At 66.2% G+C, this 21634-nt stretch carries 19 protein-coding genes; 15 read left to right on the plus strand and 4 right to left on the minus strand.

Annotated features, from left to right (window positions below; translation table 11 throughout):
* Positions 1–34: 34 nt before the first annotated feature.
* Positions 35–1249 carry a sodium/glutamate symporter gene (gltS, locus tag JMY28_RS18395; RefSeq protein WP_201697341.1) on the minus strand — a complete coding sequence of 405 codons (1215 nt, stop codon included), beginning with the start codon at positions 1247–1249 and terminating at the stop codon, positions 35–37.
* 292 nt (positions 1250–1541) lie between these two features.
* Between gltS and JMY28_RS18400 the strand changes: the two genes are divergently transcribed.
* The 12 genes from JMY28_RS18400 (at position 1542) to JMY28_RS18455 (ending at position 13672) form a co-directional block, all read left to right on the plus strand.
* Positions 1542–2951, plus strand: a complete 1410-nt coding sequence (locus JMY28_RS18400; RefSeq protein ID WP_201697342.1) for a DUF2252 domain-containing protein — start codon at positions 1542–1544, stop codon at positions 2949–2951.
* Positions 2952–3062: 111 nt separating this feature from the next.
* Complete coding sequence (locus JMY28_RS18405; protein ID WP_201697343.1) at positions 3063–3956, plus strand: LysR family transcriptional regulator; 894 nt, start codon at positions 3063–3065, stop codon at positions 3954–3956.
* 235 nt (positions 3957–4191) lie between these two features.
* Positions 4192–5133 carry a transporter substrate-binding domain-containing protein gene (locus tag JMY28_RS18410; RefSeq protein WP_201697534.1) on the plus strand — a complete coding sequence of 314 codons (942 nt, stop codon included), beginning with the start codon at positions 4192–4194 and terminating at the stop codon, positions 5131–5133.
* Positions 5134–5160: 27 nt separating this feature from the next.
* Positions 5161–5925, plus strand: a complete 765-nt coding sequence (locus JMY28_RS18415; RefSeq protein ID WP_201697344.1) for an SDR family oxidoreductase — start codon at positions 5161–5163, stop codon at positions 5923–5925.
* 89 nt (positions 5926–6014) lie between these two features.
* Complete coding sequence (locus JMY28_RS18420) at positions 6015–6272, plus strand: oxidoreductase-like domain-containing protein (RefSeq protein WP_201697345.1); 258 nt, start codon at positions 6015–6017, stop codon at positions 6270–6272.
* 21 nt (positions 6273–6293) lie between these two features.
* Complete coding sequence (locus JMY28_RS18425) at positions 6294–7160, plus strand: NAD-dependent protein deacetylase (RefSeq protein WP_201697346.1); 867 nt, start codon at positions 6294–6296, stop codon at positions 7158–7160.
* Positions 7161–7188: 28 nt separating this feature from the next.
* On the plus strand, positions 7189–7806 hold the full coding sequence (locus tag JMY28_RS18430) for a pyridoxamine 5'-phosphate oxidase family protein (RefSeq protein WP_201697347.1): 618 nt from the start codon (positions 7189–7191) through the stop codon (positions 7804–7806).
* A 37-nt stretch (positions 7807–7843) separates the two neighbouring features.
* Positions 7844–8458 (plus strand): DUF938 domain-containing protein, encoded by a 615-nt coding sequence (locus JMY28_RS18435; protein WP_201697348.1) that lies wholly within the window; start codon positions 7844–7846, stop codon positions 8456–8458.
* 119 nt (positions 8459–8577) lie between these two features.
* Positions 8578–9987 carry an NADP-dependent phosphogluconate dehydrogenase gene (gene gndA / locus JMY28_RS18440; RefSeq protein ID WP_201697349.1) on the plus strand — a complete coding sequence of 470 codons (1410 nt, stop codon included), beginning with the start codon at positions 8578–8580 and terminating at the stop codon, positions 9985–9987.
* Positions 9988–10196: 209 nt separating this feature from the next.
* On the plus strand, positions 10197–10523 hold the full coding sequence (locus JMY28_RS18445) for a DUF4148 domain-containing protein (protein ID WP_201697350.1): 327 nt from the start codon (positions 10197–10199) through the stop codon (positions 10521–10523).
* A gap of 480 nt (positions 10524–11003) precedes the next feature.
* Positions 11004–12731, plus strand: a complete 1728-nt coding sequence (locus JMY28_RS18450) for an IlvD/Edd family dehydratase (RefSeq protein ID WP_201697351.1) — start codon at positions 11004–11006, stop codon at positions 12729–12731.
* 17 nt (positions 12732–12748) lie between these two features.
* A complete protein-coding gene (locus tag JMY28_RS18455) occupies positions 12749–13672 on the plus strand; it encodes a dihydrodipicolinate synthase family protein (protein ID WP_236596919.1) in 924 nt (307 codons plus the stop codon).
* Here JMY28_RS18455 and JMY28_RS18460 read toward each other — a convergent pair whose 3' ends face one another.
* Both JMY28_RS18460 and JMY28_RS18465 read right to left on the minus strand, forming a co-directional pair.
* A complete protein-coding gene (locus JMY28_RS18460) occupies positions 13673–14494 on the minus strand; it encodes a DUF2968 domain-containing protein (protein WP_201697352.1) in 822 nt (273 codons plus the stop codon). It abuts the gene before it with no gap.
* A gap of 129 nt (positions 14495–14623) precedes the next feature.
* On the minus strand, positions 14624–14944 hold the full coding sequence (locus JMY28_RS18465; RefSeq protein WP_028202694.1) for a hypothetical protein: 321 nt from the start codon (positions 14942–14944) through the stop codon (positions 14624–14626).
* Between the two features lie 289 nt (positions 14945–15233).
* On the opposite strand from JMY28_RS18465, the gene JMY28_RS18470 reads away from it, so the two are divergent.
* Together JMY28_RS18470 and ltaE are read left to right on the plus strand one after the other, a co-directional pair.
* Positions 15234–15962 (plus strand): peptidoglycan DD-metalloendopeptidase family protein, encoded by a 729-nt coding sequence (locus tag JMY28_RS18470; protein ID WP_201697353.1) that lies wholly within the window; start codon positions 15234–15236, stop codon positions 15960–15962.
* A gap of 153 nt (positions 15963–16115) precedes the next feature.
* Entirely contained in the window at positions 16116–17120 is a 1005-nt protein-coding gene (gene ltaE / locus JMY28_RS18475) for a low-specificity L-threonine aldolase (RefSeq protein WP_201697354.1), read from the plus strand.
* A gap of 84 nt (positions 17121–17204) precedes the next feature.
* On the opposite strand, the gene JMY28_RS18480 is transcribed toward ltaE, so the two are convergent.
* Positions 17205–18557, minus strand: coding sequence for an MFS transporter (locus tag JMY28_RS18480; RefSeq protein ID WP_201697536.1), 1353 nt, complete (start codon positions 18555–18557; stop codon positions 17205–17207).
* Between the two features lie 604 nt (positions 18558–19161).
* Between JMY28_RS18480 and JMY28_RS18485 the strand changes: the two genes are divergently transcribed.
* Positions 19162–21615: a glycogen/starch/alpha-glucan phosphorylase gene (locus JMY28_RS18485; RefSeq protein ID WP_201697355.1), complete on the plus strand. Its 2454-nt coding sequence runs from the start codon at positions 19162–19164 to the stop codon at positions 21613–21615.
* The last annotated feature ends 19 nt before the right edge of the window (positions 21616–21634 follow it).

Consider the following 21634-nt stretch of genomic DNA (forward strand, 5'->3'; position numbering starts at 1 on the left):
ATTTTAGCGCGACCGGCGTGCTGCGCCTTGCCGCTCAATGGAAAATCGGCAGCATGAGAAAGAGCTTGATGGCGATGGCGTTGGCAATGTCGATAAAGAATGCGGCCACCATCGGCACCACGAGAAACGCGAGATGGGAATGGCCAAAGCGGGCCGTGACCGCCTGCATGTTCGCAATCGCCGTGGGCGTTGCGCCAAGGCCGAAGCCGCAGTGGCCCGCCGTAAGCACGACGGCGTCGTAGTTCGCGCCCATCACGCGGAAGGTCACGAAGATCGCGTAGACCACCATGAGCAGCGTTTGCGCGGCGAGGATCGTGAAAACGGGCAGCGCGAGCGAGGCGAGGTCCCACAGGCGCAGCGTCATGAGCGCCATGGCGAGAAAGAGCGCGAGGCTCACATTGCCGATCAGCGCGACCGCATGCTCGGCCACGGGGCGCCCGAGGAGCGCGAGCCCATTGGCGAGCAGTACGGCGACGAACAGCACGCACACGAAGGTGGGCAGTTCGAACACGGTGCCCGCGATCAGCCCGGAGAGCGCGTCGCCCACCGCGAGGCTGATGGCGATGAGCGTGAGCGTGTTGATGAACGCGCCCGGCGTGGTGGGCTGCTCGGCTTTCGGCTCTTCGAATGCGTAGGGCTCGGGCGTTGCCGTGCCGGTTGCGCCGGGGGCCGCGTCGCCGGCCTGCGCGCCGATACGCTTCATGAGGTACTGCGCTACGGGGCCGCCAAGAATGCCGCCCATGATCAGGCCGAACGTGGCGCACGCAATGGCCGCTTCGGTGGCGGACTGCAGTCCGTGATGCTCGGTGAACACCGCCCCCCACGCGGCGCCCGTGCCATGCCCGCCCGCGAGCGACACCGAACCGCCCAGCAGCCCGTATAGCGGATCGACGCCGAACGCCATGGCGAGCGCGATACCCAGCACGTTTTGCAGCACGAGAAGGGCGACCACGACAGCGAGAAAGCGCACGAGCACAGGGCCGCCGTGTTTCAGGCTCGCGAGGTTCGCATTGAGGCCGATGGTGGCGAAGAACGCTAGCATGAGGGGCGCTTGCAGCGAGGTGTCGAAGACCACGTCCATGTGCGCGAAGCTGTGCAGGCCGAACACGATCAGCGCAGCGACGATACCGCCCGCCACGGGTTCGGGTATCGTCCATTTGCGCAAGACCGGCACGGCGGCGACGAGCCACTGGCCGCCCAGCAGCACGAGTGATGCGACGACGAGCGTTCCGTAGACGTTGACGTTCATAGCGGGTGTCCGGCGGGGCGGTGAGGGCACAAGGCGGGCGGCGCATCTTTCGCGCACGGTACACCACGCGCTCGTGCGTTGCGCGCATGGTGCGCAGCGATGCGCAACCGGGCGCCGGTTCCGGCCACGTTGCTTGCACGAAACAGGGTCCCACGCTTAAATAGGCAAGCGGAACGCCAGCGCGGCCGCCGTGGCCGCCGCGCGCGAGACCGCCGCTCATGCAGGACGAATATCCCCCGCGTTTCCCCATTTGCGAGGACGGCGCGAGACCGTACAAGAACCGGAGAAGGTCATGAATGGGAGCACCGTTGCTGAACGCGAGGCGGCCGGGCGTGCCGTGCGCGAGCGCTCGAAACGCTCGAGCCACAAGGAAACCGGCACCATCAAGCGCGATCCGCTCGCACTGCTGCGCGCAAGCAGCGAAGGCCGCGTGCCGAACCTCGTGCAACTGCGCTACGGGCGCATGATGGTCTCGCCGTTCACGTTCTTTCGCGGCAGCGCGATCCTCCAGGCGCACGATCTCGCCGGTGTGCCCAACACCGGCATGGCGATGGAGATTTGCGGCGACGCGCATCTGCTGAACTTCGGCGCCTTCGCCACGCCCGAGCGCCAGCTCGTGTTCGATCTCAACGACTTCGACGAGGTCGCGCCCGGCCCGTGGGAGTGGGATGTGAAGCGCCTCGTGGCTAGCTTCGTCGTGGCGGCGCGGCACATGCGCTATTCGCGCGGCGTGGCCGAGGAACTGGTGATGACGGCCGTGGCCAGCTATCGCGACCGCCTGCGCCAATATGCAGAGTACGGCGCGCTCGATCTCTGGTACGACAAAATCACCTTCGATCGCATGGTCGAAACCGCGCTCACGCCCGAAGGCCGACGCCTGATCCGGCGCGGCATGGAGAAGGCCGCGAATCGCACGCACGAGAACCTGCTCGAAAAGCTCGCGGAACGCGACGGCGATCAGTGGACGATTCACGACGCCCCGCCCGCGCTCTTTCACGTGCACGGCGCGAACACGCTGTTCGAGCCGGAAGACGACTGGTTCACGCTCGGCGACTGGCGCGCGCTGATCGAGCCGATGTACGAGGATTACGCGAAGACGCTCGCGCCCGACCGGCGCGAACTGCTCGATCACTTCGTCATTCAGGATCTGGTATTCAAGGTGGTGGGCGTGGGCAGCGTGGGCACGCGCTGCCTCGTGATGCTGCTCGTCGATCACCACGAGAAGCCGCTCTTCCTGCAGGTGAAAGAGGCACGGCGCTCGGTCGTTTCGCAGTACTTCAAGTCGCCTTCGATCAAGCACGAAGGCGCGCGTGTCGTGCACGGCCAGCGGCTCCTGCAGGCGGCGAGCGACATCTTCCTCGGTTGGACCACGGGGCCCGCGGGGCGCCATTTTTATGTGCGCCAGTTGCGCGACATGAAGCTCTCGGTCGATCTCCAGCTGCTCGACAGTACGCTGCTCTGCGGCTATGCGCGACTATGCGGCTGGGCGCTTGCGCGCGCGCACGCGAAGTCGGGCAGCGCGGCCATCGAAATTGGTTCGTACATTGGACGCAGCGATCAGTTCGCGGAGGCGCTCACGAGCTACGCGTTCAGCTATGCCGACCAGGTTGAGCGCGATTACGACGTGTTCATCAAGGCCGTGCGCAGCGGCGCGATCGTCGCGCGCAGCGAAGAGGATATGGCGGCTGATTTTCGCGTTTGAGGGCGTTTATCTTCAGGCCGCACGCGAGGCGCGGAGCCGAACGCGCTATCCTTGCGCTTTTCTTTCGTCCCGCCGCGCATGATCCACGTCCGCATGCCCGGCACGCGTCCCATGCGTCTACGTCATATCGAAGTCTTTCACGCGATCATGCGCACCGGCTCGCTTTCCAAAGCGGCCGAGTTGCTGTGCGTTTCCCAGCCCGCTGTCAGCAAGGTGCTCGCGCATGCGGAGCGCAGCGCGGGCCTCAAGCTCTTCAGCCGCGCGCACGGCCGTTTGCAGCCCACGCGCGAGGCCGAATTGCTGTTCGCCGAGACGCAGAAGCTGCAATCGAACCTCGACAGCATTCGCGATCTCGCGCGAAATCTCGCGCTGCGCCCGCAAGGGCTGTTGCGCATCGGCTGTCTGCCCAGCCTCGGCATGAGCCTGATTCCGGCTGCCGTGCAGACGTTTCGCACCGGCTATCCCGATGTGTCGCTCAAGATCCAGACGCGCCACACCGCCGAACTGCTCAACGCGCTGCTCACGCGCGAACTCGATCTGGCCGTCGCGCTCAATCCGCCCGCGCGGCCGGGCATTGCCGCAGTCGAGCTCGCGCGCACGGCCGTGGTCTGCGTCGCACCGCCCGACGACCCGACGCCAGAACATGCGCCGCTCGCGTTGCGCGATCTGGTCGACGGTGAGTGGATCAGCATCGGCAACGTCGACCCGCTTGGCGAGGCGATCGGCAACCTGCTCGAAGCCGAAGGCGTGGACGACCGGCTCGCGGCAGTCGAGGCGCAAACGTGGCACGTCGCGCGCGCACTCGCGGCGCGCGGCATCGGCCGTGTGCTGCTCGACGAACTCAGCGCGCGCGGGGCGGGCGAGCCGGTGGCGATCCGGCGCGTCGAACCGGCGCTCACGGTCGGCGTGTTCGCCATGTGGCGCGAAGGCGGCATGGACTCGCAGGCAGGCAGCGCGTTCGTGGAAGTGCTGCGCGGCTGCCTCGCCGCTTCTTGCGCGGCGTGAAGGCGCGAGCAGCCTGCATCCCGGATATTGGTGGGGCAATTGCGGCATGCGCGAGCCGCCGCGGGCCCCCGGTACAATCGCGCGCAGGGGGAAGCGGCGCGGGGTGCGCGCTTCAAGCGAACGAGTGAGAGATCCACAGGAGAGACGGTTGAAGCGCGAGTCAAAGCCGTTGGGCATCGCCAGAAAGCCGCGTGGCCGCATGCGGCGCAGTAGCGTGGCCCGCGCGCTTTTGGTCATGTGCTACGTCGCGTTCGCGTGCGCCTGTACGTTTGCGGTTGCGTCGCATGCCGATGAACTGGACAGCCCCACGCTGCGCAAGATTCGCGACACCGGCACCATCGTCATCGGCGTGCGCGAAGCGACCGTGCCGTTCTCCTATATGGCCGGCGGCGGCCACGCAACGGGCTACTCGTACGAGATCACCCAGCGCATTGTGGAAAACGTGCGCGCAACGCTCAAGCTCCCCGCGCTGCGCGTGCGTGAACTCGTCGTCACGCCGCAAAACCGCATCACGCTCGTGCAGAACGGCACGATCGATCTCGAGTGCAGCACGACGACGCATACGCGCGAGCGCGAGAACGACGTGGCATTCTCGAACAGCATCTTCGAGTACGGCGTGCGCATGCTGGTGAAGCGCGGCTCGCCGGTCCTGGACTTCGGCGATCTCGCGGGCCGCACCGTGGTCACGACCGCGGGCACTTCGGAAGAGCGCCTCTTGCGCCGCTGGAACATGGAGCGCGGGATGAATATGCACATCGTCGTCGCGAAGACTCACGGCGAGTCCGTCGAGGCCGTGCGCTCGGGACGCGCCGTTGCCTTCGTGATGGACGAGCCGCTGCTGCACGCCGCGCTCGCGACCGGTTACATGGCGAGCGAAACGCCGGGTGCGCCCGTGGCGCAAAGCGCGCATACCATGAGCGAAGCGCACGCGTACGCAATAGTTGGCAGCCCGGCCAGGTCGGAGGTCTACGGCTGCATGTTCCGGCGCGGCGACACTGCCTTCAAGCGCATTGCCGACGACACCATCGCGAAGATGGAGCGCTCGGGCGAAGCGCTCGCGCTTTACCGGCGCTGGTTCGAGTCGCCCATTGCGCCTGCGGGCGTGAACCTCGACTATCCGATGTCGGAGCAGATGAAGGCCCTTTTCGCGAATCCCAATGACCAGCCGCTCGATTGAAGGCTCAACCGAAAGAAAGAGGCAACGATGAGTGATACGGAACAACGCAAAATCGCACTGGTGACGGGCGCGGGCAGCGGCATCGGCCGCGCGTGCGCACGCAGGCTGCTGGCCAACGGCTTCGCCGTCGTGCTGGCGGGCAGACGGGCCGCGCCGCTCGAAGCGCTCGCTAACGAGGCACACGCGCGCGGCGAAGAGGCGCTGGCGGCGCCCTGCGACGTGACCGACGCGGCGGCCGTCGAGGCGCTCTTCGAGACGATCCGCACGCGCTACGGCCGGCTCGATCTGCTCTTCAACAACGCGGGCCGCAACGCGCCGGCCGTGGACATCGACGAGCTTTCCGTCGACGACTGGCGCGCCGTGGTCGATACGAACCTCACCGGCGTGTTCCTGTGCACGCGCGCGGCCTTCGGGCTGATGAAGCGGCAGACGCCGCGCGGCGGGCGCATCATCAACAACGGCTCGATTTCGGCGCACGCGCCGAGGCCGTACAGCATTGCCTACACGGCTACCAAGCACGCGATCACTGGCCTGACGAAAACCGTTTCGCTCGATGGCCGGCGCTACGACATCGCGTGCGGACAAATCGACATCGGCAATGCGGCGACGGAGATGGCCGAGCGCATGGCGCGCGGCGTGCCGCAGGCGAACGGCGAAATCGCCGTCGAGCCGCTGATGGACGTCGAACTCGTGGCGGATGCGCTGCTGCACATGGCGCAACTGCCGCTCGAGGCGAACGTGCAGTTCATGACGATCATGGCGACGAAGATGCCGTTCGTGGGGCGCGGCTGAGCGCAACAGGCGAGCGCCGGGCGCGGCCGCACGCGCTCGCGCACAGTCCCGTATACTGGCCGCTGAACCACCACGACGCCTGAGCGCCCATGTCTTTGCCCCCGCGTCCGGACGACGATCCGCGTCCCCAGCCGCCCGAATGTCCCAATAACGACGATTGCTGCCATAGCGGCTGCGACCCCTGCATCTTCGATCTATACGATGAGGAGTTCGGCCGGTATCGCGTCGCGCTGGCTGCGTGGGAAGCGCGCGAAACCGAGCGCCAGGCGCACGCGAAAGCCCCACGAAAGCAAGCCGCAAAATCGGCCTCACATTCCGCCGACTCGCGCGGCAAACCTTCGCGCTGAACTGCATTGCTCCCTGCCGCCATGACCGAATCCATCCTCGTTCCCAGCGCCCCCATCCTCGACGTCGCCGCGCTCGATGCGCTGCAGGCGTTCGTCGAGCGTCATCCGCGGCTGTTCGTGCTGACCGGCGCGGGGATCAGCACGGATTCCGGCATTCCGGGCTATCGCGACGAGAACGGCGCCTGGAAGCGCTCGCCGCCCATCACGCTGCAGGAATTCCTCGGCTCCGAGGGCATGCGTCGGCGTTACTGGGCACGCAGCTTGATCGGCTGGCCCACGGTGGGGCTCGCGCAGCCCAACGGCGCCCACCGCGCGCTCGCGCGCCTGGGCGCGGCGGGCTACGCGCGCACGCTCGTCACGCAGAACGTGGATGGCCTGCATCAGCGCGCGGGCAGCCGCGACGTGATCGAACTTCACGGCAGCATCGCGCACGTGCATTGCCTCGACTGCGGCGCGCAGTATTCGCGCGCCGCGATCCAGCCGGAACTCGAGGCGCGCAATCCGGCCATTGCGGGCGCGAGCGCGGAACCCGCCGCCGACGGCGACGCCCATCTCGACTTCGATGGCGCCAACGCCTTCCACGTGCCCGCATGCGCCGCGTGCGGCGGCATGCTCAAGCCTTCGGTGGTGTTCTTCGGCGAGAACGTGCCGCGCGAGCGCGTGGCCAGCGCCTCGAACGCGCTCGACGAGGCCGATGCCGTGCTCGTGGTCGGCTCCTCGCTCATGGTGTATTCCGGCTACCGCTTCTGCGCCTGGGCGCAGCAGCGCGGCAAGCCCGTGGCCGCGATCAACATGGGCAAGACGCGCGCCGACCCGCTCCTCGCACTCAAGCTCGAAGCCCCCTGCGCCGCTGTGCTCGACGCGCTGGGCGCGCGCTTCGTCCCCTGACACTCCACGACTCCACGGAACCGACGACATGCTGACCACGCTAGCCGACCTCGAAGCGCACTACGGCACGCCGCACGAACGCGCGTTGCGCAAGGAAATCGATCACGTCAACGCGGACTACCGGCGCTTCATCGAAAGCTCGCCGTTCGTCGTGCTCGCCACGGGCGGCCCGGAAGGCCTCGACTGCTCGCCGCGCGGCGACGCACCGGGTTTCGTGCGCATTCTCGACGAGCACACGCTCGCGTTGCCCGACCGCCCCGGCAACAATCGCGTGGACAGCCTGCGCAACGTAGTCGCTTCGTCCCAGGTGGGGCTGCTGTTCATGGTGCCGGGCGTGGGCGAGATGCTGCGGGTCAACGGACGCGGCCGGGTGAGCACCGACTCCGCGCTCGTCGCGAGCTTCGCTGTGGACGGCAAGCCGCCGCGCTCGGTGCTCGTGATCGACGTGCAAAGTGTGTACTTCCATTGTTCCAAGGCCATCGTGCGCTCGAAGCTGTGGGACCCGTCGCACCACGTCGAACGCTCGCATCTGCCGAGCGCGGGTGAAATGCTGCGCCGCGTGAACGCGGAGCAATACGGCGAGACGTTCGACGCCGAGACTTACGAAGCGGGCCTCGCCGAACGCATCAAGACCACGCTGTACTGAGTGAGCGCTGAGTCAACACCGAAGAGAACGCAACACGATGAACGACCCGCAAGCCGCCCAACGCCTTTCTGCTCCCGCCGCCGAGCGCAACGCCGCGCCGATCCTGGAGGTGCTGCGCGATGCGCTGCCCGCGCGGGGCACGGTGCTCGAAATCGCGAGCGGCACCGGCCAGCATGCCGTCCATTTCGCAGCCGCGTTTCCTGACCTCGCGTGGCAGCCGAGCGACGCCGACGCGCGCGCCCGCGCCTCGATCGACGCCTGGCGCGAGCACACGGGACTCGCCAATCTGCGCGCGCCGCTCGATCTCGACGTGCGCCGCGAGCCCTGGCCAATCGACGCGGTGGATGCCATCGTTTGCATCAACATGATTCACATTGCGCCGTGGGAAGCGGCGCAGGCGCTTATGAAAGGTGCGGGCGCGCGCGTTGCTTCAGGCGGCGCGCTCGTGCTTTACGGGCCGTACCGGCGCGAAGGCGCGCACACGGCGCCGAGCAACGAGGCCTTCGACGCCGACTTGCGCGCGCGCGATCCGTCCTGGGGCGTGCGCGACATGGAGGCAGTGGAGGCACTGGCGCAGGCGCAAGGCTTCGACTGCGAGGCGCGCGTGGCGATGCCGGCGAACAATTTCACTCTGGTGTTCCGAAAACGCTAAGCAGGTAGGGAAACATTCGTCGTAATGCGCGCGTGCGCGCGGCTCCAGGGCGTTTCCCTTATGCTTGCACGGTTGGCGCCCCGTTGCGGCGCCGTCTATGAATGAAGTGGAGAAACAACATGAGCAAACAGCCAATCGGCGTTGTGGGTCTGGCCGTGATGGGTAGCAATCTGGCGCTCAACATCGAAAGCCGCGGCCATGCGGTTTCGGTGTTCAATCGCAGCCGCGCCCGCACCGACGAGCTGATCGCTGAGTATCCGGATCGCAAGCTCGTGCCGGCGTACACGCTCGAAGAGTTCGTGGATTCGCTGGAAAAGCCGCGCCGCATTCTGATGATGGTGAAGGCCGGTGCGCCCACCGACGACACCATCGCCGCGCTCAAGCCGCTGCTGGAGAAGGGCGACATCCTGATCGACGGCGGCAATACGCACTTCACGGATACCATTCGCCGCAACCAGGAACTCGCGAAGTCGGGTCTGCACTTCATCGGCACGGGCGTCTCGGGCGGCGAGGAAGGCGCGCTCAAAGGCCCGTCGATCATGCCGGGCGGCCAGCGCGACGCTTACGATCTGGTTGCGCCGATCCTGACTGAAATCGCCGCGAAGGCGCCGGATGGCGAGCCGTGCGTGGCTTACATGGGTCCGGACGGCGCGGGCCATTTCGTGAAGATGGTGCACAACGGCATCGAATACGGCGACATGCAGCTGATCGCCGAAAGCTACGCGGTGCTCAAGCAGGTGCTCGGCCTCTCGAACGAGGAGCTGGGCAAGGTCTACACCGAATGGAACGAGGGCGAGCTCGACAGCTACCTGATCGAGATCACCTCGAAGATCTTCGCCAGGAAAGACGAGGAAACGGGCAAGGATCTCGTCGACGTGATTCTCGACCGCGCCGCACAAAAGGGCACCGGCAAGTGGACCAGCCAGAACGCGCTGGATCTCGGCGCGCCGTTGCCGCTCATCACCGAAGCTGTGTTCGCGCGTGTGCTCTCGTCGCTCAAGACGCAGCGCGTGGCGGCGAGCAAGGTGCTCTCGGGTCCGGACGCGAAGCCTTTCTCGGGCGACCGCAAGGCGTTCATCGAGTCGGTGCGCCGCGCGCTGTACTTCTCGAAGGTCATTTCGTACGCGCAAGGCTTCGCGCAACTGCGCGCCGCCTCCGATGAGTACAAGTGGGACCTTCAGTACGGCACGATCGCCAAGATCTTCCGCGCGGGCTGCATTATCCGCGCGCGCTTCCTGCAGAAGATCATGGACGCTTACGCGAAGAGCCCGCAGCTCGACAACCTGCTGCTCGATCCCTATTTCCGCGACATCGCGGCCAACTATCAGTCGGCGCTGCGCGACGTGGTGGTCCAGGCGGTGAGCGCGGGCGTGCCGGTGCCGGCGTTCTCGTCGGCTGTTGCGTACTTCGACGGCTACCGCTCGGAGCGCGTGCCCGCCAACCTCGTGCAGGCGCAGCGCGACTTCTTCGGCGCGCACACGTTCGAGCGCATCGACAAGCCGGGCAGCTTCCACGCCGACTGGTCGTAAGCTCGCAAGGCAAAAAGCCGCATTGTCGTTGCGGTCTTTGTCGGAATCGTAAGGTGAGTCCTTGGGACTCACCTTTTTTTATTGCTGGAATTGCAATGGTGTTTTGATGAATTAGGGTTTTCCCTAGAGGGGCCGGACGCCTACACTGTAATCAATGGCTGACGAACACGGTGTTCCGAAGCTGACATAAAACAGATGGAGGTCCGATCATGAACAAGCTCATCCCCGCAGTTGTCGTTGCCGCCGCTCTTGCCATCCCGGCCATCTCGTTCGCCCAGTCGAGCGAACAGGGCCTGACCCGCGCCCAGGTGCGCGCGGAACTGGTTCAACTGGAGCACGCCGGCTACAACCCGTCGGCCGACCATGTGAACTACCCGGAAAACCTCCAGGCCGCTCAAGCCCGCGTGACCCAGGAAAAGCTGGCCGCCGGCGACACCAGCGGCTACGGCGCACCGGCAGTGGGCACGTCGCAGTCGGGCGCGGCAGTGCAACCGGCGCAAGTCGCACCGAACCAACGCATTTACTTCGGCCACTAAGCTCTGACCGAACGGAACCGCCGCAGGCGGTTCCGGCAAGCTACCCCCTGTAGTGAGTTGTCGCTCCACGTAGTCAGAAGTTGCAGTGCGAGTAATTGCAGTCGCAGTAGGCAGTGAATTGTCGCGTTAGAAGTAGAAGTTGCAGTACGAAGTGAGTAGTCGCAGTGTGCAGTTGCAATACGCAGTACGCAGGTGAGTTGTTGCAGTGAAGCAGTTGCAGTACGCAGAGAGAGCAGAAGGTAGTAGAAGTTGGCTGGCGCAGTGAGAGGTGCAGCCGTGCAGTAGTAGTACGCAGTAGGCAGTACGTTGTTGCAGCAGGCAGTCCAGCGCGGGCCGGTTCTCCACCGGCCCGTACTTTTTTGTGGCGCGTTTTATCCATATCTAAGGACGCCGTATCAAACATTGACGGGTCCGGACGTCACTCCTATGATCGGGCGGCAGTTTCCATGACAGTTGCCCAGCTACAGGAGACGCCCCGCCATGACCCGCTCCACCCGCAAGCCCTTGCGCAGTCAGGCCTGGTTCGGCAAAGCCGACAAGGACGGCTTTATCCACCGCTCGTGGATGAAGAATCAGGGCATCCCTCACGACGCGTTCGACGGCCGCCCCGTCATCGGCATTTGCAATACGTGGTCGGAACTCACGCCGTGCAACGCGCATTTTCGCGAACTCGCGGAGTACGTGAAGAAAGGGGTGTACGAGGCTGGCGGCTTGCCGCTCGAATTTCCCGTGATGTCGCTAGGCGAATCGAACCTGCGGCCCACCGCGATGCTGTTTCGCAACCTCGCTTCGATGGACGTCGAGGAGTCGATTCGCGGCAATCCGATCGACGGCACGATTTTGCTCGTCGGCTGCGACAAGACCACGCCTGCCTTGCTGATGGGTGCAGCGTCGTGCAACTTGCCCGCGCTCGCCGTTTCGGGCGGCCCGATGCTCAACGGACGTTTCCGGGGCCATGAAATCGGCTCGGGCACGGGTGTGTGGCAAATGTCTGAGGAAGTGCGCGCGGGGACGATGTCGCAGGCCGAATTCATCGAGGCGGAGTCGTGCATGAACCGCTCGCGCGGCCACTGCATGACCATGGGCACCGCGTCCACGATGGCCTCGATGGTCGAATCGCTGGGTATGGGGCTGCCGCACAACGCGGCCATACCCGCTGTCGATGCGCGTCGCCAGGTGCTCGCGCAACTCGCCGGGCGGCGCATCGTCGAGATGGTGCGCGAAGATCTCACGATGTCGAAGATTCTCACCCGCGCTGCATTCGAAAATGCGATCCGCACCAACGCGGCCATCGGCGGCTCGACCAATGCCGTCGTGCATCTGATCGCGCTCGCGCGGCGCATTGGCGTGCCGCTTACGCTCGATGACTGGGAACTCGGCTCAGACATACCGTGCCTCGTGAATCTGCAGCCTTCAGGCCACTATCTGATGGAAGATTTTTATTACGCGGGCGGTTTGCCAGTGGTGCTTCGGCAACTCGGCGAGCAAGGGTTGCTGCATCGGGACGCGTTGACCGTCAACGGTAAAACCATCTGGGAAAACGTGGCCGACGCGCCGAACTACAACGCCGAAGTCATTACCTCGTTTGCACAGCCGTTCAAGCCCAAAGCGGGTATCGCCGTGCTCAAGGGCAATCTCGCGCCCGACGGCGCGGTCATCAAGCCTTCCGCCGCCACGCCGGCGCTGTTGCGTCATCGCGGCCGCGCGGTGGTGTTCGAGAATGTCGAGGAACTGCACGCGAAGGTCGACGACGCATCGCTCGATATCGACGAACATTGCGTCATGGTGCTCAAGGGCGCCGGGCCCAAGGGCTACCCGGGTTTCGCCGAGGTCGGCAACATGCCGCTACCGAAGAAGGTGCTGCAAAAGGGCATTACCGACATGGTGCGCATTTCGGATGGCCGCATGAGCGGCACGGCGTATGGCGCTGTCGTGCTGCACGTGTCGCCCGAAGCGGCTGCGGGCGGACCGCTCGCGCTCGTGCGCACGGGCGACATGATCGAGCTGGACGTCGCGGCGCGGCGCCTGCATCTGGAAGTCTCCGACGAGGAACTCGCGCGCCGCAAGGCTGAGTGGAAGGCCCCCGAGCTGCCCGAGCGCGGCTATTACCGGCTTTACGTCGAACACGTGCTGCAGGCCGACAAGGGCGCCGACCTGGACTTTCTTGTCGGCGCGAGCGGTGCGGCCGTGCCTCGCGACTCCCACTGATCGTATCGGAGGACGTGATGACAGCGCCTGCCAAAGCCGCCGGCGCAATTGCCGGCATCTACCCCATCCTCTACGCGTTCTTCGATCGCCATAACCGCCTCGACCGCGCTGCCATGCGCCGCCAGGTCGAAGCGGCCGTGCGCGGCGGCGCGCCGGGCATTGCGGTGCTCGGGCTCGCGACCGAGGTCAACAAGCTTTCGCGAGCCGAACGCGAGCAGGTGATCGACTGGGCGCAGGAGGACAGCGGCGGCGTGCTGCCGCTTGCCGTCACGGTGAGCGGTCCCACGATTGCGGCGCAGCGCGAATTCGCGCAACACGCCATTGAACGCGGCGCGGCGTGGCTGATCCTCCAGCCGCCCGCGCGCGCGCCGGGCGAGCCCGCGCAACCCGAATCGTTCTATTTCGACTTCTTTGCTGGCGTGATGGCGGGGCTGGACGTAACGGTCGGCATTCAGAACGCGCCGGAGTATCTGGGCGTCGGACTCTCGCCAGGCGGTTTGCGCACGCTTGCCGCGCAATGCCCGAACTTTCGTGTGCTCAAGGGCGAAGGCCCTGCGGTGATGATTGCCGAAACGATCGCGCAGATCGGCGACCGGATGCCCGTGCTCAACGGCCGCGGCGGCATGGAATTGCTCGACAACCTGCGCGCCGGCTGCGCGGGTATGATCGTCGCGCCCGATTGTTTCGACTGGCAGCAGCAGATTTACGCGGCGTTCTGCTCAGGCGATATCGAGCGCGCGCAAGCGCTGTACCAGCAGGTGCTGCCTGCCGTCGTCTTCGTCATGCAGTCGCTCGATACGCTGATTTGCTACGGCAAGCGCATTGCGGCGTGGCGCATGGGCATCGACGTCGAGTACGAGCGCGACGTCAAGCTGGCGGCGAGCCGCTTCGGCCTGGAAGCCGCCCGCCGATTCGCGCGGCAACTGGGTCCGCTTGCGTGATCACCGCGCATGCAGATGCGGCACGCCCTCGCTCGTCGCGACCTTGAGCTGGTGCAGCGCCCGGTGCGCCTTGTTCAACTGTGCCTGCGCGGCGATGCGCTGCGCCTCCAGCAGCGCGACTTCCTTGCGCACCTGATGCTGGCGGCCCGTCGCCGTCTGCTCCTGTTCCGCGTGGCGCTGCAAGTCCACGCGCAGGCGTTCGGCCTGGGCTTCCGACTCCTCGATCTGCCGCGTGAGCTCCACGTTTTGCGCGACGAGCTGCACACGGCGCGTTTCGCCGTCGGCGAGGCGCGTGGCTTGCTCCTGCATGAGGTGAAACGCCGAGCCGGCAGCGTCGAGGTCGTTGGCTTTCAGCGCGCGCCACAGTACGCTTTCCTGATGTAGCGCGACGAAGTAGCCGAGCGTGGACGGATGGAAGAAGAGGCTGACCGTATAGGCGAAGCAGCGATAGACGCGGAACGTCATGAACTCGTCGGCGGCGTGGAGCGCTTCGAACGCGGCGCCGTCGGCGATCTGCACCGGGCGGCCGTTCAGGTGCGCGGGCATGACCGGCACCGGATGAAGCGTGGAGACCGGTCGAGGTCCGCCGGCGCCCTCGGGCGGCATGGCCGCGCCCGCGGCCGGCTCCCCGCGCGACTCGATCTCGATACTGGTCTCAGGCGGCGTAACTGCGGAATCGGCGGAATCGGCTGCGGATTGCGGGGCGCGGCTAGCGGCTTCGCTTGCGACGGCGCGTTGCGTGGCGGCATCATGGGCCACGGCAAGGATTCGGGATGGTGCGCCAGAGAGCGCGGTGTTACGGCGGTTCAGAATGGATTTCACGGCGGTTCCCCCAGTTTGGCGCGCCAAAAAAAGGCGCTCCGCGCGCGGCAGCGTGGCACACAGGCGCCAGCGCGCAGGCAAATGGGGCGGGCGATGCGGGTAGGGCGCCGTCCGCTCCGGGTTCGCGTACTAGTGAAGCAGGCGAGGCCGGCGTGCAATATCGTCGAAGAGCGCACGGCCGGGTTCAAGCGCGAAAAGCCAGGTTTCGTCATAGCCGCTCAGGGTGTCGAGCGCATCGCGCAGGCGCTCGATGACTACGGCGGGAATTTCCACGGACGCCTGGGTGGCGCCGGAAAGCCGTGCGATGCTGGCGTGCTGCACCAGTTCGTCGGCGGCTTCGGCCACGTCGGCTGCGAAGATGAGATGGTTGTTCAACAATTCGACGAGGCCCGGCGACGACGTGACATCTTCGACGTTGAGCTGCAGCGAAAGAAAGGTGGCTTTGTTCATTCTCGGATCCCTCAGGGCCATGGGACTGCAGCGAGAGGCCTTTCATCTGATTATCGGGTGACGCGTGAACCAGTATAGGCGTTGACCCGCGCGAACGCTGGCCGGGCGAGCATGCCCGCCAAAAAAGGCGGTCGGAGCATGAACGATATAATGGGGGACGTTCGCCATTTCCGGCTTTGCTTCGACTTAATTCGCGCGGAAAGTGGCGCGCAAGCGAACGCCTGCGGCCCGCCGCGCATTCCCTATGCGTATTTTTTTCATACGCGAGGACCAAGCGAGGAACAGCAAGATGAATCGACAACGGCGAAACCCGGGCGCGTATGCGGCGCTGGCCGCCCTCACGCTCGTCTGCAGCGCCTGTAGCAGCACCTTCACACCCTGGGCGGAGTCCCCGAGCGCGCCCCCTATGTCCACGAGCGGCGTGCCTGCGGGCTACTACCGCGTCAATCCGGGCGACACGCTCTCGCGCGTCGCCGGGGCCTTCGGTCAGCGTCCGCAGGACCTCGCGAGCTGGAACCAGCTGCCTTCGGCCAACGCCCAGATCCTGCCAGGCCAGGTGCTGCGCGTCGCACCCCCACCCAACTATCCAGCGGCCACGCCACCGGGGCAGGCGCAGATGCCGGGCGCGCCCGCCGCCGCCGGCGTTGCCATACCCGCGCCCGTTGCGCCCACCATCGCGCTCGCGTGGCCCGCACGCGGACCGATCCTGCAGCGCTTCGTGCCGGGCAAGTCCACCGGCATCGTGATCGGCGGGACGCCCGGCGAGGAGGTCAAGGCCGCTGCTGCTGGCCGGGTGGTCTACGCGGGCACGGGTATCGAGGCCTACGGGCCGCTCGTGATCATCAAGCACAACGACCAGGTCGTGACGGCCTATGGCCGCAACGGCAAGCTGCTCGTGAAGGAAGACGACGCTGTCTCGCAAGGCCAGCCGATTGCGGAAATGGGCGCCGGCGGCGTTCAGTTCGAAGTCCGTAGCGACGGCAAGCCCGTCGATCCGCTGCCGCTGCTCGCGCACTAGCCACCGCGGGAGCGCGCGGGGCGAGCGCCCCGGCATTGCGCTCGGCCGCTGTTTGAAAATACACTCGATGGTTCTCACGCCGCGCAGCGCGTGCCCGACAAGGCGCGCGCACGTCCGTCCCGCGCGTGCTTTAACCACGAGGATTTCATAGCAATGATCGACCTGCGCAGCGACACCGTCACCCGTCCGAGCGAAGCCATGCTCGCCGCCATGACCCGCGCCGAAACCGGCGACGACGTGTGGGGCGACGACCCGACCGTGCTGCGCCTGCAGGCGCGCGTGGCGCAAGAGGCGGGCAAGGAGGCGGGGCTATTTTTCCCGAGCGGCACGCAGAGCAATCTAGCCGCGCTGATGGCGCATTGCGCGCGCGGCGACGAGTACATCGTCGGCCAGGCGGCGCACACCTATAAGTACGAGGGCGGCGGCGCGGCCGTGCTGGGCAGCATCCAGCCGCAGCCGCTCGACAATGCCGAAGACGGTTCGATCCCGCTCGAGCGTATCGCCGCCGCGATCAAGCCGTTTGACGACCACTTCGCGCGCACGCGCCTGCTCGCGCTCGAAAACACCATCGGCGGCAAGGTGCTGCCGGCGGAGTACGTCGCGAAGGCCACGCAGCTCGCGCATGAGCGCGGGCTCGCCACGCACCTCGACGGCGCACGCGTGTACAACGCGGCGGTCGCCTCCGGCCAGCCGCTCGAGGCGCTCACGGCGGGCTTCGATTCGGTGTCGATCTGCTTTTCGAAGGGCCTGGGCACGCCGGTGGGGTCGGTGCTGGCGGGCAGCCGCGCGCTCATCGACGCCGCGCATCGCTGGCGCAAAGTGCTGGGCGGCGGCATGCGCCAGTCGGGGGTGCTCGCGGCCGCCTGCCTTTACGCGCTCGATCACAACGTCGCGCGTCTTGCCGACGACCATGCGAACGCCGCGCGTCTCGCCGCCGGTCTCGCGCAGATCGATCAGGTGAAGGTGATGTCGCAGGCCACCAACATGGTGTTCGTGCAGTTCCCGCAGGAACACTGCGCGCCGCTGGAGGCGTATCTCAAGGAGCGCGGCATCCTCACGCAGATGCTGTACGCGTCGCGCTTCGTTACGCACCTCGACGTGACGGCGGCCGATATCGATACGTTCGTGGCGGCGGTGAAGGGTTACTTCGCGCGCTGAGCCGATAGATGGGCTGGCAAAGGCGCGCTTCTCCAGCGCGCCTTTGCCTCAGACCTTAGACGCTCGCATTACCGCATTACCGCATTACCCGCGCTCCACTGCCCGGTGCGACGGCGCGAAGAGCCGCAGCCCGCTCGCAATGGCCGCTGCGCCCGCAAAGGCGCAGCCAAGGCCCAACGCGAGCGTCGGGCCGTGCCGGCCCACGATCCCGAAGCACAGCGCGACCAACGCCGCGCCCGTGGTTTGCCCGAGCAGACGCGAGACGGCGATGGTGCCGCTCGCGCCGCCGCTGCGCTCGGGCGGCGCGCTCGCCATGATCGCCCGCAGGTTGGGCGACTGGAAAAAGCCAAAACCCGCGCCGCAGATCGACATGCGCACGACGATGTCCGTCACCGCGGGGTGCGCGGGCAGGAGCGCGAGCGATGCCATGCCCGCCGAGAGGATGGCGAGGCCGATCGCGCCGAGCAGTCCTGGCGGATAACGGTCGGAGAGGCGTCCTGCAATAGGCGCCGCGGCGGCCACGACCACGGGCCAGGGCGTCATCAGGAAGCCGGTCTCCACCTGGCTGCGCATCAGCACGGTTTCGAAATAGAACGGCAGCGAAACGAACGCGAGGCCCTGGGCCGCGAACGAGCAGATCGCGGTGACCGACGAAAGCGCGAATACCGGCCGGCGAAACAGATCCACTGGCAGCATGGGCGCGGGATGTCCGGCTTCGCGTCGGATCAGCAGCGCGCCGAATACCAGCGCCACGACCGCCGCAATGCCGACTTCCAGGCCGCTCGCGCGCTGCGCGGCCTCGCCGAGCGCGAAGATCAGCGCCGCGAAGGTGATCACGTTGAGCACCGCCGCGACGGGATCGAAAGCGTGCTTGCCGCGCGCCGTCTCCGGCAGCGCGGGCAGCGCGAACACGAGCGCGAGCACGCCGAGCGGCACGTTGATCGCGAAGAGCCACGGCCAGGTGCCCGCCGAGAGGATCAGCGAGGCCATGGTCGGGCCCACGGCGAATGAAACGCCCACGATCAGCGCATTCGTGCCGAGCCCGCGCCCTAACCGGTGCGGCGGGTAAAGAAACCGGATCAGCGCGGTGTTCACGCTCATGATGGCGCTCGCACCCAGCCCCTGCAGCACGCGCGCGCCGGCGAGCGCGGTGAGCGTGGGCGCGAGCGCGCAGGCGAGTGAGGCGACCGTAAAGATCGCCAGGCCGCTGATATAGATACGCCGGTGGCCGATGATGTCGCCGAGCGCCGCGAGCGGCAGCAACGTGGCGACCATCGCGAGCTGGTAAGCGTTGATGATCCACACCGAGGCGGCGGGGGCCGCGTGCAGGTCGGTCGCGATGGCGGGCAGCGCGGTGTTGGCGATGGCAGTGTCGAGCGTCGCGAGCGCGACGGCGAGCATCACCGCGGCCATGGCGCGGCGGCTCTTCGCGGACATGGGCGCGTCGGGGGGCTCGGTATGGCCGGTATTGCGGGTTTCGCGCGCCGCGGAAAAGGTTTCGGACAAGACAGTCTCGGGCGGATGGACGATGAAGGCTGCGGCGCGGGCCGCACGGACGAATTTTGGGATTGTTACAGAGCCCGCCCGGTTTTGCAGGGGACGCTTCAAACCGTGGGGTGACTGTAAGGCTTTGGGTCGCGCGCAATCGCTATCGAATGTCGTTATAGCGCAACTAACCGCCGAGCCCGTCACGCGCACACGTGCCGCCGCGCTGCGCGCGCGGAACCGGCCGCATGGCAAGGGATCGAGGCGACCAGCAGGTTCCGTATGCCGGGCGACCGTGTTCCGCGCCCGGTTGGCGCGCCGCCGCACGCCATTTGAAAATGCACTACTCTGCAAATTGATCTGCGCTCGCTGGCGAGCGGTGCCGGCCTTTCGCGCCGCGACGCCGATGCGTCATCGTCCCGTTCCGCCACGCGCGGCGCAGGCCCAGAACAACCGCGCGTCTTGCACCATTTTGGGACGCTCTGCTTCTTCCGGCGCTATGCGTGGGATTGCACTCAGCGCCGAAGCGCCAAGTGCACTCGACAGGAGTTCGTCGATGACAGCCATCGGTCTCGAGTTCGATCAGTTGCAAAGCAGCGTCGAAGCGCTGCGCCGTTCCCTCTCCAATCGGCTGATGTACGGTGTCGGCAAGGACGCCGTGACGGCCCGTCCGCAAGACTGGCTGCACGCCGCGGCGCTCGCTGTGCGCGACCGCCTCGTCGAGCGCTGGATGATCACCACGCGCCGCCAGTACGATCAGGACGTCAAACGCGTCTATTACCTGTCGATGGAGTTTCTCATCGGCCGCACATTTTCGAACGCGCTGATCGCGCTCGGCATTCACGAACAGATGAAAGAGGCGCTCGCGAGCGTGGGCGTCGACATGGACACCGTGCTCGATTACGAGCCCGACGCCGCGCTCGGTAACGGCGGCCTCGGCCGGCTCGCGGCGTGCTTTCTCGATTCGATGGCGACGCTCGGCATTCCGGGCTTTGGCTATGGCATTCGCTACGATTACGGCATGTTCCGCCAGCAGATCGTCAACGGCGAACAGGTCGAAGCGCCCGACTACTGGTTGCACTATGGCAACCCGTGGGAGTTTCCACGGCCCGAGGTCCAGTACCCCGTGCATTTCGGCGGCCGCACCATGCAGCGCAACGGCCATGTGGAATGGGTCGACACGCAGCATGTGAACGCCATGGCCTACGACACGGTGATTCCCGGCTACGCCACGAGCGCGACCAACACGCTGCGGCTGTGGTCCGCGCGCGCGGATGAGGAGCTCGATCTTTCGGCGTTCAACCAGGGCGACTATCAGCGCGCGGTGGAAGCGCGCAACATCTCCGAGAACGTCTCGCGCTTGCTCTATCCCGACGACTCGACGATGGCCGGACGCGAATTGCGCCTGCGCCAGGAGTATTTCTTCGTCTCCGCGACGATGCAGGACCTGATTCGCCGCTACCTGCGCACGCACAGCACGTTCGGGCGCTTCTCCGAAAAGGTCGCGGTGCACCTGAACGACACGCACCCGGTGCTGGCTGTCCCCGAATTGATCCGCCTGCTCGTGGACGTGCATCATCTGCCGTGGGACGACGCGATGGCCCACGTGCGCCGCGTGTTCTCGTACACCAACCACACGCTGATGCCAGAAGCGCTGGAAACCTGGGACGTCGAACTATTGGCGCGTTTGCTGCCGCGCCACCTCGAAATCATCTTCGACATCAACGCAGCGTTTCTGCGCGAAGCGAGCGACCGCGGCGCGCACGATCTCGACCTGATCCGCCGCATTTCGCTCGTGGACGAATACGGCCAGCGGCGCGTGCGCATGGCCTATCTCGCGATCGTGGCGAGCCACAAGGTGAACGGCGTTTCGAAGTTGCACTCGCAACTGATGACGCGCGATATCTTCGCCGACTTCGCGCGCCTCTTTCCCGACCGGTTCACGAACGTGACCAACGGCATCACGCCGCGCCGCTGGCTCGCGCAGGCGAGCCCGCCGCTCGCACGCCTCGTGGACGAAGCGATCGGGCCGCGCTGGCGCAGCGATCTCTTTGAACTGGGCGCGCTGCGCAAGCTGCGCGGCGATGCTTCGTTCGAAGCCGCGTTCCGCGCGGCCAAGCGCAGCAACAAGGTGCGCCTCGCACACCGCGCCCTGGAGCGCTCGGGCATTGTCTTGAATCCCGACGCGCTGTTCGACATGCAGGTCAAACGCATTCACGAGTACAAGCGCCAGTTGCTCAACGTGCTGCACGTGATCACGCGCTACAACCGCATTCTCGAAACGCCGGAGCGCGACTGGGTGCCGCGCGTCGTGCTGTTCGCGGGCAAGGCCGCCTCGGCCTACCGCATGGCGAAGATGATCATTCATCTCATCAACGACGTGGCCGCGAAGATCAACAACGATCCCGTGGTGGGCGATCGCCTCAAGGTGGTGTTTGTGCCGAACTATGGTGTGAGCGTGGCCGAAGTGCTGATTCCCGCGGCGGACCTTTCCGAGCAGATCTCGACGGCGGGCACCGAAGCGTCGGGCACCGGCAACATGAAGCTCGCGCTGAACGGCGCGCTCACCATGGGCACGCTGGACGGTGCAAACATCGAGATCGGCGAGGCTGTGGGGCAGGACAACATCTTCATCTTCGGGCACACGTCCGACCAGGTAGACCAGTTGCGTTGCGCAGGCTACCGGCCGCGCCAGGTCTACGAGGAAAACGCCGAGTTGCGCCGCGCGCTCGACCAGATCCGCACGGGCTTCTTTTCACCGCACGATACGGCACGCTACACGGACATCTTCCACACGCTCGTGGACTGGGGCGACCACTACCTCGTGCTGGCCGACTACTCGGCTTTCATCGAGGCCCAGGACGCCGCCGACCAGCGCTTCATGGACGTGACGGCGTGGACCGCAAGCGCGATCGAAAACGTGGCGGGAATGGGGAAATTCTCTTCGGACCGTGCGATCGCGGAATACGCCCGCGATATCTGGCACGTGAAATCGATCGAGATGGAGTGAGAGGGAGGCGCCCGCGGTA

It is taken from the genome of Paraburkholderia hiiakae, assembly GCF_904848665.1.
GTDB classification, from domain to species: Bacteria; Pseudomonadota; Gammaproteobacteria; order Burkholderiales; family Burkholderiaceae; genus Paraburkholderia; species Paraburkholderia hiiakae.

Bases quoted from the DNA above. Each gene is read 5' to 3' on its own strand.
- gltS (WP_201697341.1), bottom strand. From the start codon at position 1,249: ATGAACGTCAACGTCTACGGAACGCTCGTCGTCGCATCACTCGTGCTG.
- JMY28_RS18400 (WP_201697342.1), top strand. From the start codon at position 1,542: ATGAATGGGAGCACCGTTGCTGAACGCGAGGCGGCCGGGCGTGCCGTG.
- JMY28_RS18405 (WP_201697343.1), top strand. From the start codon at position 3,063: ATGCGTCTACGTCATATCGAAGTCTTTCACGCGATCATGCGCACCGGC.
- JMY28_RS18410 (WP_201697534.1), top strand. From the start codon at position 4,192: ATGTGCTACGTCGCGTTCGCGTGCGCCTGTACGTTTGCGGTTGCGTCG.
- JMY28_RS18415 (WP_201697344.1), top strand. From the start codon at position 5,161: ATGAGTGATACGGAACAACGCAAAATCGCACTGGTGACGGGCGCGGGC.
- JMY28_RS18420 (WP_201697345.1), top strand. From the start codon at position 6,015: ATGTCTTTGCCCCCGCGTCCGGACGACGATCCGCGTCCCCAGCCGCCC.
- JMY28_RS18425 (WP_201697346.1), top strand. From the start codon at position 6,294: ATGACCGAATCCATCCTCGTTCCCAGCGCCCCCATCCTCGACGTCGCC.
- JMY28_RS18430 (WP_201697347.1), top strand. From the start codon at position 7,189: ATGCTGACCACGCTAGCCGACCTCGAAGCGCACTACGGCACGCCGCAC.
- JMY28_RS18435 (WP_201697348.1), top strand. From the start codon at position 7,844: ATGAACGACCCGCAAGCCGCCCAACGCCTTTCTGCTCCCGCCGCCGAG.
- gndA (WP_201697349.1), top strand. From the start codon at position 8,578: ATGAGCAAACAGCCAATCGGCGTTGTGGGTCTGGCCGTGATGGGTAGC.
- JMY28_RS18445 (WP_201697350.1), top strand. From the start codon at position 10,197: ATGAACAAGCTCATCCCCGCAGTTGTCGTTGCCGCCGCTCTTGCCATC.
- JMY28_RS18450 (WP_201697351.1), top strand. From the start codon at position 11,004: ATGACCCGCTCCACCCGCAAGCCCTTGCGCAGTCAGGCCTGGTTCGGC.
- JMY28_RS18455 (WP_236596919.1), top strand. From the start codon at position 12,749: ATGACAGCGCCTGCCAAAGCCGCCGGCGCAATTGCCGGCATCTACCCC.
- JMY28_RS18465 (WP_028202694.1), bottom strand. From the start codon at position 14,944: ATGAACAAAGCCACCTTTCTTTCGCTGCAGCTCAACGTCGAAGATGTC.
- JMY28_RS18470 (WP_201697353.1), top strand. From the start codon at position 15,234: ATGAATCGACAACGGCGAAACCCGGGCGCGTATGCGGCGCTGGCCGCC.
- ltaE (WP_201697354.1), top strand. From the start codon at position 16,116: ATGATCGACCTGCGCAGCGACACCGTCACCCGTCCGAGCGAAGCCATG.
- JMY28_RS18480 (WP_201697536.1), bottom strand. From the start codon at position 18,557: ATGTCCGCGAAGAGCCGCCGCGCCATGGCCGCGGTGATGCTCGCCGTC.
- JMY28_RS18485 (WP_201697355.1), top strand. From the start codon at position 19,162: ATGACAGCCATCGGTCTCGAGTTCGATCAGTTGCAAAGCAGCGTCGAA.